The sequence below is a fragment of the Acinetobacter sp. Li1LvA2 genome (assembly GCF_056156705.1).
Genome location: NZ_JBSICF010000008.1, coordinates 123,371 through 138,364, shown reverse-complemented (window position 1 = coordinate 138,364; position 14,994 = coordinate 123,371). Strand labels below are relative to the sequence as shown.

At 43.4% G+C, this 14,994-nt stretch carries 9 protein-coding genes and 2 tRNA genes; 2 read left to right on the top strand and 9 right to left on the bottom strand.

The features are described 5' to 3' along the window. Window positions 1–73: 73 nt before the first annotated feature. Both ACS604_RS15705 and ACS604_RS15700 read right to left on the bottom strand, forming a co-directional pair. A complete protein-coding gene (locus ACS604_RS15705; RefSeq protein ID WP_004795332.1) occupies window positions 74–466 on the bottom strand; it encodes a SirB2 family protein in 393 nt (130 codons plus the stop codon). A gap of 11 nt (window positions 467–477) precedes the next feature. Beyond that, complete coding sequence (locus ACS604_RS15700; RefSeq protein WP_000051228.1) at window positions 478–786, bottom strand: BolA family protein; 309 nt, start codon at window positions 784–786, stop codon at window positions 478–480. A 229-nt stretch (window positions 787–1,015) separates the two neighbouring features. Between ACS604_RS15700 and ACS604_RS15695 the strand changes: the two genes are divergently transcribed. Together ACS604_RS15695 and ACS604_RS15690 are read left to right on the top strand one after the other, a co-directional pair. Continuing rightward, window positions 1,016–1,091, top strand: a tRNA-Gly gene (locus ACS604_RS15695). A 45-nt stretch (window positions 1,092–1,136) separates the two neighbouring features. After that, window positions 1,137–1,212 (top strand) — tRNA-Gly (locus tag ACS604_RS15690). Between the two features lie 169 nt (window positions 1,213–1,381). On the opposite strand, the gene ACS604_RS15685 is transcribed toward ACS604_RS15690, so the two are convergent. From ACS604_RS15685 to ACS604_RS15655, 7 genes are read right to left on the bottom strand one after another with little or no spacing between them, the layout of a single operon-like run. Further along, window positions 1,382–2,143 (bottom strand): 4'-phosphopantetheinyl transferase family protein, encoded by a 762-nt coding sequence (locus ACS604_RS15685; protein WP_174729196.1) that lies wholly within the window; start codon window positions 2,141–2,143, stop codon window positions 1,382–1,384. Continuing rightward, window positions 2,143–3,996: an alpha/beta fold hydrolase gene (locus tag ACS604_RS15680; protein WP_474772207.1), complete on the bottom strand. Its 1,854-nt coding sequence runs from the start codon at window positions 3,994–3,996 to the stop codon at window positions 2,143–2,145. Before ACS604_RS15680 ends, ACS604_RS15685 begins: the two co-directional genes overlap by 1 nt. Window positions 3,997–4,050: 54 nt before the next feature. Next, on the bottom strand, window positions 4,051–5,325 hold the full coding sequence (locus tag ACS604_RS15675) for a porin (RefSeq protein ID WP_474772205.1): 1,275 nt from the start codon (window positions 5,323–5,325) through the stop codon (window positions 4,051–4,053). Continuing rightward, on the bottom strand, window positions 5,322–8,972 hold the full coding sequence (locus ACS604_RS15670) for an outer membrane lipoprotein-sorting protein (protein WP_474772204.1): 3,651 nt from the start codon (window positions 8,970–8,972) through the stop codon (window positions 5,322–5,324). Before ACS604_RS15670 ends, ACS604_RS15675 begins: the two co-directional genes overlap by 4 nt. A 24-nt stretch (window positions 8,973–8,996) precedes the next feature. Next, the gene (locus tag ACS604_RS15665; protein WP_474772203.1) at window positions 8,997–12,956 is read right to left on the bottom strand and encodes a non-ribosomal peptide synthetase; all 3,960 of its coding nucleotides are present in this window, start codon (window positions 12,954–12,956) and stop codon (window positions 8,997–8,999) included. Further along, window positions 12,953–13,213 (bottom strand): acyl carrier protein, encoded by a 261-nt coding sequence (locus ACS604_RS15660; RefSeq protein WP_004795344.1) that lies wholly within the window; start codon window positions 13,211–13,213, stop codon window positions 12,953–12,955. Before ACS604_RS15660 ends, ACS604_RS15665 begins: the two co-directional genes overlap by 4 nt. Next, entirely contained in the window at window positions 13,210–14,985 is a 1,776-nt protein-coding gene (locus ACS604_RS15655; RefSeq protein WP_474772224.1) for an acyl-CoA dehydrogenase, read from the bottom strand. The genes ACS604_RS15660 and ACS604_RS15655 overlap by 4 nt, the downstream gene beginning before the upstream one ends. Window positions 14,986–14,994 lie beyond the last annotated feature (9 nt).

Sequence of the window (14,994 nt, the reverse complement as noted above, 5' to 3'; positions counted from 1 at the left end):
TCCCTCTGCATATTTTTTTACTGTACGCAGTTTAACCTAGAGCTTAAGCAAAAAGGCAAAGAATGTAGAACAATTAAGCAAAAACAGGTTTCACAATTACTAAAATAATAATAGCAATAAATGCGATCGCACTAATGATTAAACCCGCCCTACGTTGTGCCAATAAAAGAGTGTCATCTTTTTTAAAGGCTTTCATCAGAGAAGATAACAAGACTAAAAATAGAATAATTTTAGCGTAAAACCACGGCTGTACCTGAAAGTCTTTCATGACCAATAAAATTGCACCCGTAATAAAAACTACGGTAAACGACAAATGTTGTAAGGCAACTAATATTTTACGTCCCGCAGGATTTGGTTGCTCCCCTTGCACGCCTACAAACAGAGTTGAAGCGCGTAAGACAAAAACCATAAGTGCAGCAGCCACCGCAGTCATATGAATAATTTTAGTGAGTAAATGTGCATCCATGAAATTAGCCCTTAGCTTTTAGGTGCATGTGCACATTCTGGACTAGCAGGTGCTTGACCTTGCCACTCACTTGGTAAGTAGGCATGAATTGCTAAAGCGTGAATTTGACCTGGATTCATTAAGTCTGAAGCTAAGGCATAAACTTTTTGATGACGTTGAACTAAACGTAATCCGTTAAATTCTTCACTCACTACAATCACTTTAAAATGTGACTCTTTACCGGGGAAATAACCACCATGTCCAGCCGACTCATTAATAACTTCCAAATGGCTAGGTGCAAGGGTTTGTAACCGTTCAATCAATTGTTGTTCAAGGCTCATAGCTTTTCCTTTACGATTATTCGTATATTTGAACCTAGTATACCCTGTCTACACACAAACAAAAGTTGCTCTTGTATGCTTTGACCCCAAACAAAATGTCTATTTATTCGGCAACTTAACGATAAAAATACATCTAATTGCTCATTTCTGTTTTTATTTTATGCAATCAGCATATTTATTTGCATAAAGTTGTTGACCCATGTTTCGCTTAATGTATTATAAGCGGCACGCGGGAATAGCTCAGTTGGTAGAGCATAACCTTGCCAAGGTTGGGGTCGCGAGTTCGAGTCTCGTTTCCCGCTCCAAATTGGTTTTTTTTGAGAAAGTTTTCGTAAAAACTGCTTATATATGCGGGAATAGCTCAGTTGGTAGAGCATAACCTTGCCAAGGTTGGGGTCGCGAGTTCGAGTCTCGTTTCCCGCTCCAAATTTAAAAGGCCCTAGTCGAAAGACTGGGGCTTTTTTCTTTTCATTAATTCATAATTTTTTTACGGTCTATCTATTCACAGCATAATTTATTGAGAATGGTTCAGCTCAAAGCCAATTATTTCATTACTAGATTCACATTTTTAAATCGTCAGTTATAACGGTTCAATCTAGTTATATTTACAAGGCGTTGGAGTTATTCGATGCGTAGATATAAAGGGTAATAATTGAAAACAGTCCAAATTAAATCTTTCTAGGTTATGGCTTTGCTGTAAACAGATAGAAAAGATGAAGTTGGGTTCATATATATAGCTTTCAAAATAATACTCTTCTGTCTTTTGAGCATCATTGGTTGAGTCGAGAAATTGTATATGCTCAGGCAACACATGAAAGTTGAGCTTCTTTAAATGACGGCTCATTCCTTCGCCAGTACATTTAATATAGGATTCTTTTAAGGTCCATATTTGAAAAAATCGCTGAAATACACTGGATGAATCAGTGAGTTCTTTCTCTTTAATCCATTCAATTTCACTTAGGTCTAACACACTATCGACACGCATCCACTCGAATTCACGATCCACTTTTTCAATATCAACTCCTATTTCCCCTTCTTCAGTCACAGCAAGAATAATAACGTCCGCTGAGTGAGTAAGATTAAAATACACAGCCTTGCTGCCTTGTACAAAAGGCTTGCCGTTGGGATGTAATAAGAGGTTAACCTCATGCGGAGAAATGTCTAGCTTATCCGCCAAGACAGTCTTCACTAATACGCGAGAGATTAAGAAAAGGCGAGCCGCCTTAGGATGATATTGATCATATCTCAGCTTCTCTGCCGAACTGAGAAAGCCGAGATAATGACTCAATACCAAATGGTCTTGTGGTACCCGTGAAACTGGGCAGACATAAACCTGCACTTGGGCACGAACAGACATTAGGAAGCGGTAGTGCTGTTGTATTTCATCAGAACAGGTGCGAGATAGTCAGAAACCGCATCTACATGTGTAACGTGCGGATTATGGCCTGCGCCAGCGATGATATGCACAGGGATATCTGAGCTTATTGTAGTAACAATTGGGTCTTTGTCTCCTACAATGATTTCAACTTTAGAGCTAAGTTCATTTAACAAAGCTGTCTGAGTTGCTCGCTGCTGCGACAAACTAATACGGTGCATGTACTCACTAATATGCTTGGCTACCGACACTCGACGTAATGAATCCATCGCATAACCAACAGACGGATTTTGTTGTCCATCTGGATGTAGGTCTTTAGCAATCATATCTTTTGGCACAAAACGGAAAATCAGATTAGATATGGTTTTTATCTGAAACATTTTAGCGGCCTGTGCCTGAACAAAATAAGGTGATATGAGGATAAGACGTGCAACTTTATCTGGATATTTCTTTGCAAGATTCAACGCAAAAAGACATCCTAACGAATGTGCAATAACAATACTATTTGGCGCTAAAAGCTTTGCAGCGGCATCAATAAATTGATGGTTGTTGTCTTCCATCATCTCATAACTGCCTGAACGCCCAAGTCCCGGCAGGTCCATCATAGCGACCTGATCGTATGTGATTTTATTAATGATTGGAGACCAGCATGCACTATCAAATGGAATCCCATGTAAAAATAATGCAGATGATGTGTCAGAACTAATCGGCTGTTTAGTATAGATTTCTGTCCAATATCGATTCTGATAGCTGAAATGACTAGGTGTTGGCACTTGCATACGACCAAAGCGTGTAAGCACCAAACGATCAATCCAACGAGAAAAATAAGGAGTGATATTGATCAAGTCTGCAATACCCATTTTCGCTGCCATCGTCTCTGCCCCAGCAACATGATAGTGCTCGGTAGAAATGAAAGAGAGTTGTTCTTTAGAACCATCAAGCAATACCTCAGGTAATTTCTCTAATAGACCTTTGGGTACTTGTAAATGTGGTGTGCTGACTCCCAAATGCTCGGCAGCTAGGTGAACGAGACGATGAAATTTGGGTGTCTTAGGATCAAGCAACATATACTCCTGAGCAATAGTCTCAGGATAAGACATCGTTCGAATCAAGAAGCTCACGATATACTGCATATTGCATAGTGGCAGGAATGTGTCACGACCACCTGGCAATGCCAGCAGACGTCCCTGATAGAGCTTATCAATCATGTCAGCAACACCGATATATTGCATATCACCATAGTTATAAAAACCATCAATGACTGTCGCTGGATTTATTGCAGTCCATGGCACATTTAAACGTTTACAAGCCTCAATAAAAGCTTGATAACCCAAGATTTTTGAAGCTTCATAGCCACCATGTTTGCAATACAACTCATCAGCTGACTCTTGTGGCGGAGTAGCCACACGATATCCACCAATCCAGATAAATCGCTCAAGCTGCTTCAATGTTGCAGCCCATTCAATCAAGGCAAGTCCTGACTTAATATTGGTACGCTCAGCTTCAGCTTTGCTAATGCCCCAATTAAAGGATGCAGCAAGATGATAAATCACATGGATCTTTGCCTGAGCATCCGCTAGCAGAGAGTCCAGCTTAAAATCGCGGCTTAAATCATATTCGACAAACGAAATAGACGGATCGACCAGCCCTTCTGTTGCAATGAAACCTAACAGCTTATCTTTCTTGGTTGCAGCATTACGCAGCGCAGCAATCACCTGATGACCTTCACGCAGAAGATCAACGATCAGTCTGCTACCAATAAAACCTGCTGCACCTGTTACTAATATGGTCTTCCGTGAAAAATTATCTTTTTTTGCGTTATTTAAATTATCCATAAATCACCTTATTAGGGACTGGGCACTCCCAGTATTGTTTTGGAGCGAATTATCTTAAAAATTATATCGAACCTGGGCATACACCAGACTGTTATCTCTAAATTGTCCTAACACCGTATCATTTCTACCCCAGAAGCGATCTCCACCTACATTCAATTGCCAGTGATCATCAAGGCTGTAATTAATACGTACTCTCAACAATTCATTAGGCTCTGGTGCAAAGTAGAATCCTGTTACTTCTAATTTTAGATTATCATTCAGTAAATTAAGTGCATAGCGCAGCATAGCTCCATACTGATCCTGCTCATATTGGTCACTGATTGTTTGCTGATAACGGTAGACTGCACTCAATGATGGATTTGTTAAGCTGTCGGCAGATCTAAAGTCCTCCGTATGTTTGTATACGCCAACCAAACTTAGCGTGGAATTTTTCAATGCTAATTCTGGACCTATGACCACGGTCAGATTATTTTTTTTGTGCGTAAGATCTTCACTACCATTCGAGTCAGTGTGGGTATATGCCGCTTCACCGCGCCATACGATATCGTTATGGTTATAACTGAAATCAAATCCATAGACGGACATAGGATTATTTTTCAACTGCAATGTTGCCTCCCCTGTTGGAGATGCAGAAAGAATTAACAGATCGGGCATGTGGTCCAAACCTGAGAAATACGATGCACCCACATCGAGACCATCTACAGAATAATCCCAGCGCATTGCAAATGCAGGGCGGCTCTTCTTATCTATTTCATACTGGACACCAGAAATCTGACGCAATGGAATCACATCTGAACGACTACGCGGATACCACAATGCTGTCCATTTATTGGTTCCTGATTCAGGAATATATGTCAATTTGATTGCATCATTTCCAAGACGTTGATCTGTCTCATCTGGTACTAGGCGCGTATAGTCACGGGGCGATAGGTTATCTGTCGGATTAATCCCATCAGCTCTCCCCCAGACTACAATCTGGCGACCAACATCGACATAGACGGTCTGATCCCAGTTATAAGAGGCATACAACTCACGTAAGTTGCGATTTACCTTGCTCACCTGATCTGGGTTTACAGTATGGTCCGTTTCGTCTCCAATATTTATGTCGTAATGGATCTTAAACTCTGGATTAAACTTGAGCGTACCATTGGACCAGAAGCTTGCTTGTCCAATGTTTTTTAACGAACTTAAATCACGATCTGATGACCACACATCGAGTCTGGCTGAGTTCTGGCTCACAAAACTAATTTCGCTGTCATCTGCGTGAGCATGCTGCAGTAGCATAAAGCTACTGCAGCATGCAAATACCCAATAGGCACCTTGCGTCATTTTTCAAGACTCTGCGGTGAGAAAAGCTTATCGGATAAGGTTTTCTCTGCGACAAAATCATTGACGATAACTTGTGTCATATGTTGAGTTTGCAGATTTTTCGCCATAGATTTCATGGCCTGCCATCTTGGTTTCACTTTGCCGTAAGGACGGATATCTGTGAACTCAATATGCTTTAACGGCTTACCTGCTGTATCCCAAATGTCGATGGTTGCCGTAACAAAATTGTCTTTGAGGATACACATGCGACGTTTGCTATAACCAAAGTCACTCTTCACAGTATTATTGATTGGCGTTGCTTCAATCGTGTAGCAATCTTTGCCATTAAATTTGCCATCTGCCAGTTTAGTGTACTTCCAGTCACTTAGCTTATAACCAAGTACATCACCATAACTAAAGTCCGTACCAATAAAAGCATCCCCCTTATTCGCTGATGCCAAACGACGTACTTTTTTCAATGCAGGCAAATAGACAAACATGCTATCACTGCCTTTTGCATTCTCAATCAACAGCGTCGTGGTTCCCTGTACATCTGCTGGTGAGATGAATTCAGTCAAACGCATATTGTTCTGAGTATTTCCAGCAAGCTTAGTCATATTTTTAGTCAAACGTACGCGTTGCTCGCCGCTTTTAGATGTCAGCACAAATTTAGCACTAGCACTTGAAGACAAGAACTTAGAGGCATCATCACTACGGCTAACAATGTCTTGAACCTCATCTGCATGAGATGTTTTAGGCATCGACATTGTGAGCGCCGTACCCAACAAGAGACTTGTCACAACAGTTTGTGCAACGGTAATGTTCTTCTTATTTGAGGGAAAGATAAAACGAGGTTTCAACATTAGAATCATTGTAGGTACCATAATTAAGGTTGCAAATACACTGAAAAGCATCGCAATCACAATAAACATCGCTAGCCATTGATGCACATGGAAGCCTTGCGATAAGGACAATACGCCATACCCACCAGCAACAGCAGTCGCAACAAAAAGCGAAGCCTTACCAGCAGTACTTAAAGTTTTACGAATAGCATCTTTGATATCACTGCCCTCTTCACTCAAGATTTCTCGCAAGCGATAGAGGAAGTAAATGGCGTAATCTGCACCAATACCAACCGCCATGGCTGAGATCAGAGAGTTCGGAATATTGAGCGGAATATCGAGCCAGCCCATCACACCAAAGATCGCAAGGATCGAGAATAGAAGTGGTGTCAGGACAATGAGTCCAGCAGAGAACGAACGGAAAACTAGCGCAGAGATAAAGAATACAGCAAATGAAATCTGTAGAATATTCATCAGCTTGCCGTGAACCATCGTTTCAGTTAAAGCAATGGTCTGAGTCACATCACCACCGAAACTCACAACAGCTTTATCACCCAATTGACCCGCCATATATGTTTTTAGCGACTCAAGGATTTCTTTAATACGGTGATTACTACCTGTTTTTAACAGAATCGTGATCTTGGCATAGCGCTGAGTTGTATCAATGTAAGATTCAAAATCAGTCGGCTCACCAGACATTGAATACAGCAGCAGATATTGAGCAACAACATCTTTAGTTGCTGGAACCTGAAATGCCTGTGGCTGATCGGCATTCATTGCCTGATTCATTCTCTTGATATAGTCCACGATAGAGATAGTTTTACCGACCTCTGGAATTGAATTCGCGAACTTCTCTGTATTATCAATCGCTTTCAGGATTTCTGGGTTTTCAATACCATCACGAACTTTGGTGTCGACCATGATGTAGAGACTGTTTGTGCCACCAAGAGACTGATTCAAGAATCTGTCGTCTTGCTGCATTGGTAGATCGCGCGAGAAGAAGTTGCGACTATCGTTATCCACCACAATACGACTCGTGCCGAGAGCAAGAAAAACGCCCAGTACTGCAATCACAGTCATTAGCATCATTCGCGGACGAACTGACAAAATGACATCACCAATGCGTTTTGGAATCCAGTCCCAGATCGGCAAACCTTTGCGTGCAACCTTAGTAACCGAAGGCGGTGGTAACATCGAGCGAAGTACAGGAATAAAAGTCATCTCAATGATCAGCGTACTGATGATCCCGATTCCTGTAAAAATACCGAATGAACGGATAGTCGGAATATTAAAGGTCAACAGAGAGAAGAATCCAGCCGCTGCAATTCCGCCAGCCAGTATCATAACTGGACCAACACGAACCATAGACTGCACCACGGCTTCGCTATTTGCAGCTTTAGGTTCCATCCCTTGGGCAATCAGACGATCAAAATCTTCATAGTATCGCTTGAGCAACTGCACGGCGTGCCCTGCCGCGATGGCCAGAATCAGAATTGGTGTAGGAGAGTTAAAAATATCCATCGGCTGTTTGAACAGCCCCATCATGCCCATACCCCATGCTACAGACAGCAAAGCTGTAACTAATGGCAGAATCAGGCCTTGTTTACTGCGGAATGCTTCGAAGTGCAATAATCCAATAACCAACACGGCAATTGGGAACAAGATGTTGATACGCTTAGAGTAATCTTCGGCTTTATCTAAATAGACTGGATTACCACCAACACTGATGGTCATATCCTTAGACTGTTCAGCCGCTACGATTTTGTTGATCGGGCCCATCATCTTTTGGAAGCCTTCTGGACTTTCCTCAAGTTCAAGCAAAATAGCAGCAGTTTTCTGATCTTTAGATACGACTGAATTCATATAGATCGGATTCAGTGCCAACAGTTTTTTCAGGTGATCGACATCACTTTCGGTCACAGAACTATTCGGCAGTAGTTTCTTGGCATCAAATCCATCCGAATTGGCGGTGATCCCTTTGGCCTGACGCGCGGCCAGACTCATTAGAGTAGATCGAACCACACCCGGAGCATTATCAACTTCTTCAGTAATGCGTTTGACTTTTTCTAATACTTGCGGCTGATAAATATCACCCTGCTTCGGTGTAATACCGATCACGACCATGTACTTGGAGCCGAATTTCTTTTCAATCAGCTTGGTGGAGGTGATATAAGGATGACCTTTGGGGGCAAGCGCATCTGGATCAATAATAATTTTTACGCCAGATGCGAGATATGCCAAGGCAAGCGTTAAAAGCATCACCACCGTCAGCACAATACGGCGATGTCTGAGAATCCAACGCGCGTATTGTTCCATCACCTGATGAGTCTTGCGGCGTGGTTTACTGGTCTCGATAGTTGGTTTATTTTCATTGCCAACCGACTCATAGGCTTCACCCTTCTGAGCCAATGCCTCAAGATTAGCAACATCTTTTTTAAACTGAGCGAGTACCATCTTTTTTAGCAGTGCTGGGGGCAATACACCAAAAAAGCTGCCTGGCTCTGCCTCAAACACCCATTCAATCCAGGTGCCTTCTGCATGTGGTTTGAAACGGTAAGTTCCAGTGTAGTGAAAGGGTCCTTCCACTACTTTAAACGCATACAATTCATTCGGTACTAGATGTGTAATTTCACCTTTAAAGGACATCTCACGACCAATAAAGCTAAAACCGATTTCATACTTGCTGCCCACACGTGGAGTATTGTCTAGCAGTTCAGAATGCTTACACGACAATTGCCAACCTGCATCATTGGCCGGGTTTGCAAGATAGTTAAAAACCTTGTCAATCTCGGCCGGTATGAGGAAAGCATGTTCTATGGTCACCATAGTGGTTCTACCTTCTTGTATTTCTTATGCGGGAATTGGATACATCTGATCAATTGTCTGGGCAACAGCCACGACATTCTCAGCGTACATAATTGATGAATGATCACCAGGAAGATCTACCTGTTTAAAGGTGTCTTTGACCAATTGATCCCAACCTAGGCTTTCCCCAAAATCTTCTGGTTCATCTTTTGCCTTCACAAAAAGGATCGGGAACTCTTCAGGCTCTGGGAAATAAGTCTGGAGTGCGATGCCATTCGCCAAATAGGTATCAAAGTAAAGTCGGAAATCTGATGGGTCTGCATCTAGAGGCAGGACATTAATGGCCTTGGCTTCTTTAAGCACATGATCAAACATGTGATCTGGACTCAATTCACGCAAGTATTGCGCTGGGATCGTCAACTTCTTGCCATAAGGCGCAGCCAAATCACGGGCAAACCAAGACAAAAGCATCGCATCATCAGCATCTTCGGGCACATTTTCTGGAATTGGAGCACGGGTATCGATCATGACAATACCTGTGACATGCTGCCCCATTTGACGCAGCTGATGACTGATCTCATATGCGATCGCACCGCCAAAGCACCACCCACCGAGGAAATAAGGTCCCTCAGGCTGCATCTTTTGCATTTCAGCAATATAGAGCGTTGCCATATCTTCGATTGCCACTTCTGCAGCATCTGCCTCAATCAGTCCAGGAGACTGAATAGCACGCAAGGTACGTTTCGGATTGAGATGGCGCGAAAGCTCCATATAACAGAAGGTGCTACCACCAATTGGATGGAACAACCACAGTGGTTGCTCGTAAGTTCCACGGCGTAGTTCAATTACAATGGAAGGCTTAATTTCTTTATTTTCACGAATGATCTCACCCAAACTCTCTACAGTGGAATATTGGGCCAGCAAAGCAACTGATAGTTCGGTGCCAAATGCTTTTTTGAGGTGATTAACAAGCTTCACAGCAAGTAACGAATGTCCACCCAAGTCAAAGAAGTCATCATGTATACCAACCCGTTTAACCGATAAAATCTGCTCAAAAGTAGTACACAGTTCAATTTCAATCGGATCACGTGGTGCAACATAATCGTTACTTTGTTCAAACACAGGCTCAGGAAACGCTTTACGATCCAACTTATTGTTGGCCGTCATTGGAAATTCATCCAACGTCATAAACGTATTTGGTACCATGTAAGCTGGTAGATGGATTTGCATCGTCTTTTTCAAACTAGCAATGTCAATCTCATGTCCAGTTAAATAAGCCACCAGTTTTTGATCGTTGCTGGCTGTACTCTTAACCAGTACAACTGCATCGGTGATACCGTCGATCTGTTTGATAACATTCTCGATTTCGCCTAGTTCAATACGGAATCCACGAATCTTGACTTGGAAATCTAGACGTCCATGATGAGTCAAACTTCCATCCGTACGCAGACAAACTTTATCTCCGGTACGATAGAGTCGACCAGCATTTGGTAGAGATGGCAAAGTTCTAAATTGAGCATCTGTCAGTTCAGGTCGATGCCAGTAATCAACTGCTAGACCATCACCTCCAATCCAAAGCTCACCCATGACGCCCGGTGGGACTAAACGTTGCTGTTCATCAAGAACATAAAGCTGGGTGTTCGCTAGTGGTTCGCCTAAATCAATACACTTTGCATCGGTGATACGAGCTGCACTAGACCACACTGTAGTTTCGGTTGGTCCATACACATTCCAAAGACAGCCGACTTTACCCAGCAGTTTTTCTGCAAGAATAGTATCTAGTGCTTCGCCTCCACAGAGTGCAGTCAACCCTGTATTGCCGCTCCACTCGCTATCTAAGAGCATTTTCCAAGAAGCCGGTGTTGCCTGCAAAACATTGATAGATTTAGTATTTAGATAATCCACCAATTGATTGCCGTCTTGTGATACCTCACGTGGGCAAACATGTACTACACCGCCGTACATCAGCGGAATGAGCAACTCAAGAATCGAGATATCAAATGCATAAGTGGTGATTGCTAACAACTGAGTCTCAGTCGTTACTTGCAACCTATCATTCATAGATAGCAAGAAATTGATGATTGAAGGATGTCCAATACGCACGCCTTTAGGCTTACCTGTCGAGCCAGAGGTGTACATCACATAAGCGGTTTCACCAAAGGCCAGCGTCTCGCGCACTTTCTCTAGCTGCACAACGCCAGCTTGATTGATATCTAAACGCGGCACAGAAACGTTAAGAGCATCCATCAACTCGGTTTGAGTTAAGATGACTTTAGGTTCAGCATCTTCGATGATGTTATGTAGACGTTCACTTGGGAAATTAGGATCTAGCGGGACATAAGCTGCTCCTGCCGCCCAGATCCCGAGGATTGCTGCTGGCAATAAAGCTGTACGATCTAACATCAGACCTACACGATCGCCACGGGTAACGCCATGCGCACGCAAATACTCAGCAATACCAGCGATATGTTGACCTAACTCACGATAGCTAACCGCATGATCCTTCGAGGTCAAAGCATGATTGTCACCACGCTCATCAATCTGCTTTAGAATCATTGCCAGTAGATCATGTTGAGGATAATCAGTCGCCTGTCCACGAAGGGTGTCGAACTGGATGCCATCCAAATAATCAGGCGCAATATCTAACTCAACGATCTTACGTTCAGGGTGAGCTACCATCTCTGATAGTACAGATTGCAGCAGTTGCATCATATTCTCAGCAGACTGTGCAGAAAATAACTCGGAGTTATATTTCAGTACACCAACTAGTTCGCCTTGATATTCACCGCCCATTTCCAGCGTAAGATCTAATTGACCTTCTTGCTGGCGAACTGGAAAACTACCTAAGGTCAGGTCTTGGCCGACCAAAGTCGCTGGGGTCTGGATTGGCAAGAGTAGTTCTTTAAACTCATCCATGCCACCTAGACGTTCCCAGAACATTCCCACCTGAGCTAATGGGTTAATACTGCCATCACGCTTTGGTGAAACAGCTTCAACTACTCTGGAAAAGGCAACTTTTTGATGCTTGAGGCTCTGTCTTAATTGTTCCTGCACCTGCTGTGTAAATTGACGTAAAGTCTGGTCAGCATCAATGTCCATGTGAATAGCAATCGTATTGACAAACTGCCCCAGCGCATTGCGCAACGAGCGCTCAAGTCGACCAGCTACGGGTGTAGCAATAACGAGTTCATTTTCATTTGATAGCTTGTGTAGCAGGATATAGAAGCCAGATAGTACGAGTCCAAACAGCGTGATCTCATAATCTTTCGCTAAGTTCACAAGACCAGACGACACTGACTCAGGCACACGGAACACCAGTGAGCTACCTTTGTGTTGCTGCACAGCCGGACGAGGATAATCAAGCGGAATGCTATGCACATGTGGTGCATGTTGTAACGCTTTTTTCCAGAAAATTAGACTCTCATCAGCATCGTCAATCGCAGTACTCTGCTGCTTATCAGCATACTGTGCGAACTCGATTCCGTTCACTACGTCTGACTCTGTAACTAGTCCAAAACGTTTACCGACATCACGCAGTAAGAGACCAATCGACCAGAAATCCATGAGGGCATGATGAATCACGACTGCAATCACATAGTGATTTTCACCACGTTCATAACAATGAATACGCCACAGCGGTGGCTGAGTCAGATCAAACGGCTGTTTAGTATCCTGCTCGACCAATTGTGTCAAATCAGATGCATCGACATGGCGAGCATCAGAGAAGACGATATTAGGATAGATTCGATCCCAGATAAGTTGCTCAATACCCTGATCATTGGCAGGCATACTCACACGTAGCAGCGGATAATCATGCATTACCGCTTCTAGAATCTCCATCGGCTTATTGCCTAATGGTTGGTTGACCTTCACATCAAAGGCCACCACCATATTGTAGGCACTGCAGGTCGGCTCAAGGCGCTGGATATACCAGATGCCGAGCTGTTCTGCAGAAATCGCATGACGTGACAGAACTTCTGGTTCTAGTCGTACAAGGTTATTCACGAAGCAACTCCCTGTTGCAACTCAGAAACAAGATATTCAGCCAACGCATTGATAGTTGGGTAATCCCATAGTAGTGTCGGTTCAAGCTCTAGTTTCGTCAGATCTTCTAAATCCCCAGACACAGACAAAGCAACGATCGAATCAAGACCGTAACTGGTAAATTTTTGATCTGGATTAATCGTCTCAGGCTCTACGCGCATTTCTTTGGCTACTAGCGTACGAATGATTGCGCTCCAGTAAGCTTTATCTTTATTCATGGGGTAATCTCCTCTTTAACCGGTTTGGCATCACGTGGTGCCAGTGCAAAATCGATGACAGATAACATATGGTTGGTTGAAATTCGGTCTAGCAGATCTGCCAATGTGCTTTCACGTAGTGATGTCATTGGAGGGGATGCCTGCCCTTCAGCAGCATTTAGGAAAATGATCAGCCATGCGCCATCCTGCAACGCAGGTCTTAAACCATGACGGTTAAATATCCAAAAACCCAGCACAGCAATGCGAGCAAATAACTCGGCATAATCACGGGCCAAGCTGAAACGTAATGTTTCAAACTCTTTAGCCGCTTCTGAATTTGAGAAATAATCCTGAATTTTTTGATCTAGCGTGTGCTGCTCGATAAGAAGTTGATCAGCACGTTCACGTAGCGGGGACAGAATCTCAGCAGTCAGTCCCTCTGTAACGTCCGCATCGTTAAGCATCCCGATGATCGTTCCCAGTGACTCCATCACCAAGTCACCATCGCGGTTGAAAATCTCAAGCCCACGAAAATCAATAGCATCCGTCTTCACCTGTAAGTCATATAACTGGTGATAGCGTGCTTTAGCTTCGGCTTGGTCGAGATGGTTTACTTTTTTGCTACGGCCTTTATTGGCAGATTTGAGCTGAAAACTCAGGCTGTCTAGACAGACGGTGCTACTGCCGTCAAACACACTAACAATCAGATGATCTCTGAACGCTTTCTGGTACATTCCATCAGCATATGCATTTCTTAAGAAAAAACGTGACCCAAGCACTGAGGAAGTGATCTTAGCGAGTGACTCTACATACTCAGGCACCAGTACCTTAATGATCGGTGACCATGTGCTGAACTGATTGATACAAACATGTAACCCACGCGCACCAACGAGTGACAACACCTCAGCAGCCAATAGATAGGCATAGGCTGTAGCCAGTTGCTCACGCACCAGCGGAATGCTTATTACTTTTTTGTTATATAACTCACGCTCAATAGCAAACTCAGTCGCGATGCGCAGCATCGTATCGCCCGCACCCAAAGAGAAGCTGCTGCAATATGCACGCGTCACCTGTAGCGTCTTGAGTCCAAGCTCTAAGCCCTGACCTTCTTCACCGATCAGAGCATCTTTGTGAATTTCAGCATTGTTAAAGCCAATACCACTGATATCTAATCCGCGCATACCCACTGTTGGCAGACGGTTCAGGCTATAAGTTCCTTTAGAAACCATATGACGCTTATCAAGCCAGAATGCACTGAGGCTACGTGGTCCACGGTCATCCGACGTTTTAGCAATCAGACTTAAAGAGTCACCTAGAGTAGCGCGATTGATTGACCATTTTTCGCCATTCAAAACGTACTTGCTTTCAGTAGCTTGTGCAGTTACTTCACTAGATAAAAGGTCAGCTCCGTGCGCTTTTTCACTATAAGCCAGCGCTGGTGCAGCACCACTCAAAATTCGACTAGCAATGTTTTGGCATTGATTCGCATTACCGCCGATCCATACGATCACAGACCAAGCATTCGTGCTATAGGTCGAGTTGATGGTTAGATCACGTCGTGCCAGCACACGATGCAGATATAGCAACTCTTCACCAATTTCCATACGACCTCCAAGCTCTGAAGGTACATAAAAACGGTTCATGCCGACGGCATTCAGAAAATCAACAGCACGCTGAGGGTATTGCTCCTTCTCATCACGCTCAATGGCAGCGGACCAAGAAAAATCGTTGTTAGTATCATGTACGGAGCCTAAAATTTGCTCCAGACGAGCAGCAGATTGAAACTGCCGCAAATTAGATGT

Excerpts from the sequence above, each read along its gene's own strand:
- ACS604_RS15680 (WP_474772207.1), bottom strand. The coding sequence starts at position 3,996 with ATGGATAATTTAAATAACGCAAAAAAAGATAATTTTTCACGGAAGACC.
- ACS604_RS15660 (WP_004795344.1), bottom strand. The coding sequence starts at position 13,213 with ATGAATAAAGATAAAGCTTACTGGAGCGCAATCATTCGTACGCTAGTA.
- ACS604_RS15685 (WP_174729196.1), bottom strand. The coding sequence starts at position 2,143 with ATGTCTGTTCGTGCCCAAGTGCAGGTTTATGTCTGCCCAGTTTCACGG.
- ACS604_RS15675 (WP_474772205.1), bottom strand. The coding sequence starts at position 5,325 with ATGACGCAAGGTGCCTATTGGGTATTTGCATGCTGCAGTAGCTTTATG.
- ACS604_RS15670 (WP_474772204.1), bottom strand. The coding sequence starts at position 8,972 with ATGGTGACCATAGAACATGCTTTCCTCATACCGGCCGAGATTGACAAG.
- ACS604_RS15700 (WP_000051228.1), bottom strand. The coding sequence starts at position 786 with ATGAGCCTTGAACAACAATTGATTGAACGGTTACAAACCCTTGCACCT.
- ACS604_RS15705 (WP_004795332.1), bottom strand. The coding sequence starts at position 466 with ATGGATGCACATTTACTCACTAAAATTATTCATATGACTGCGGTGGCT.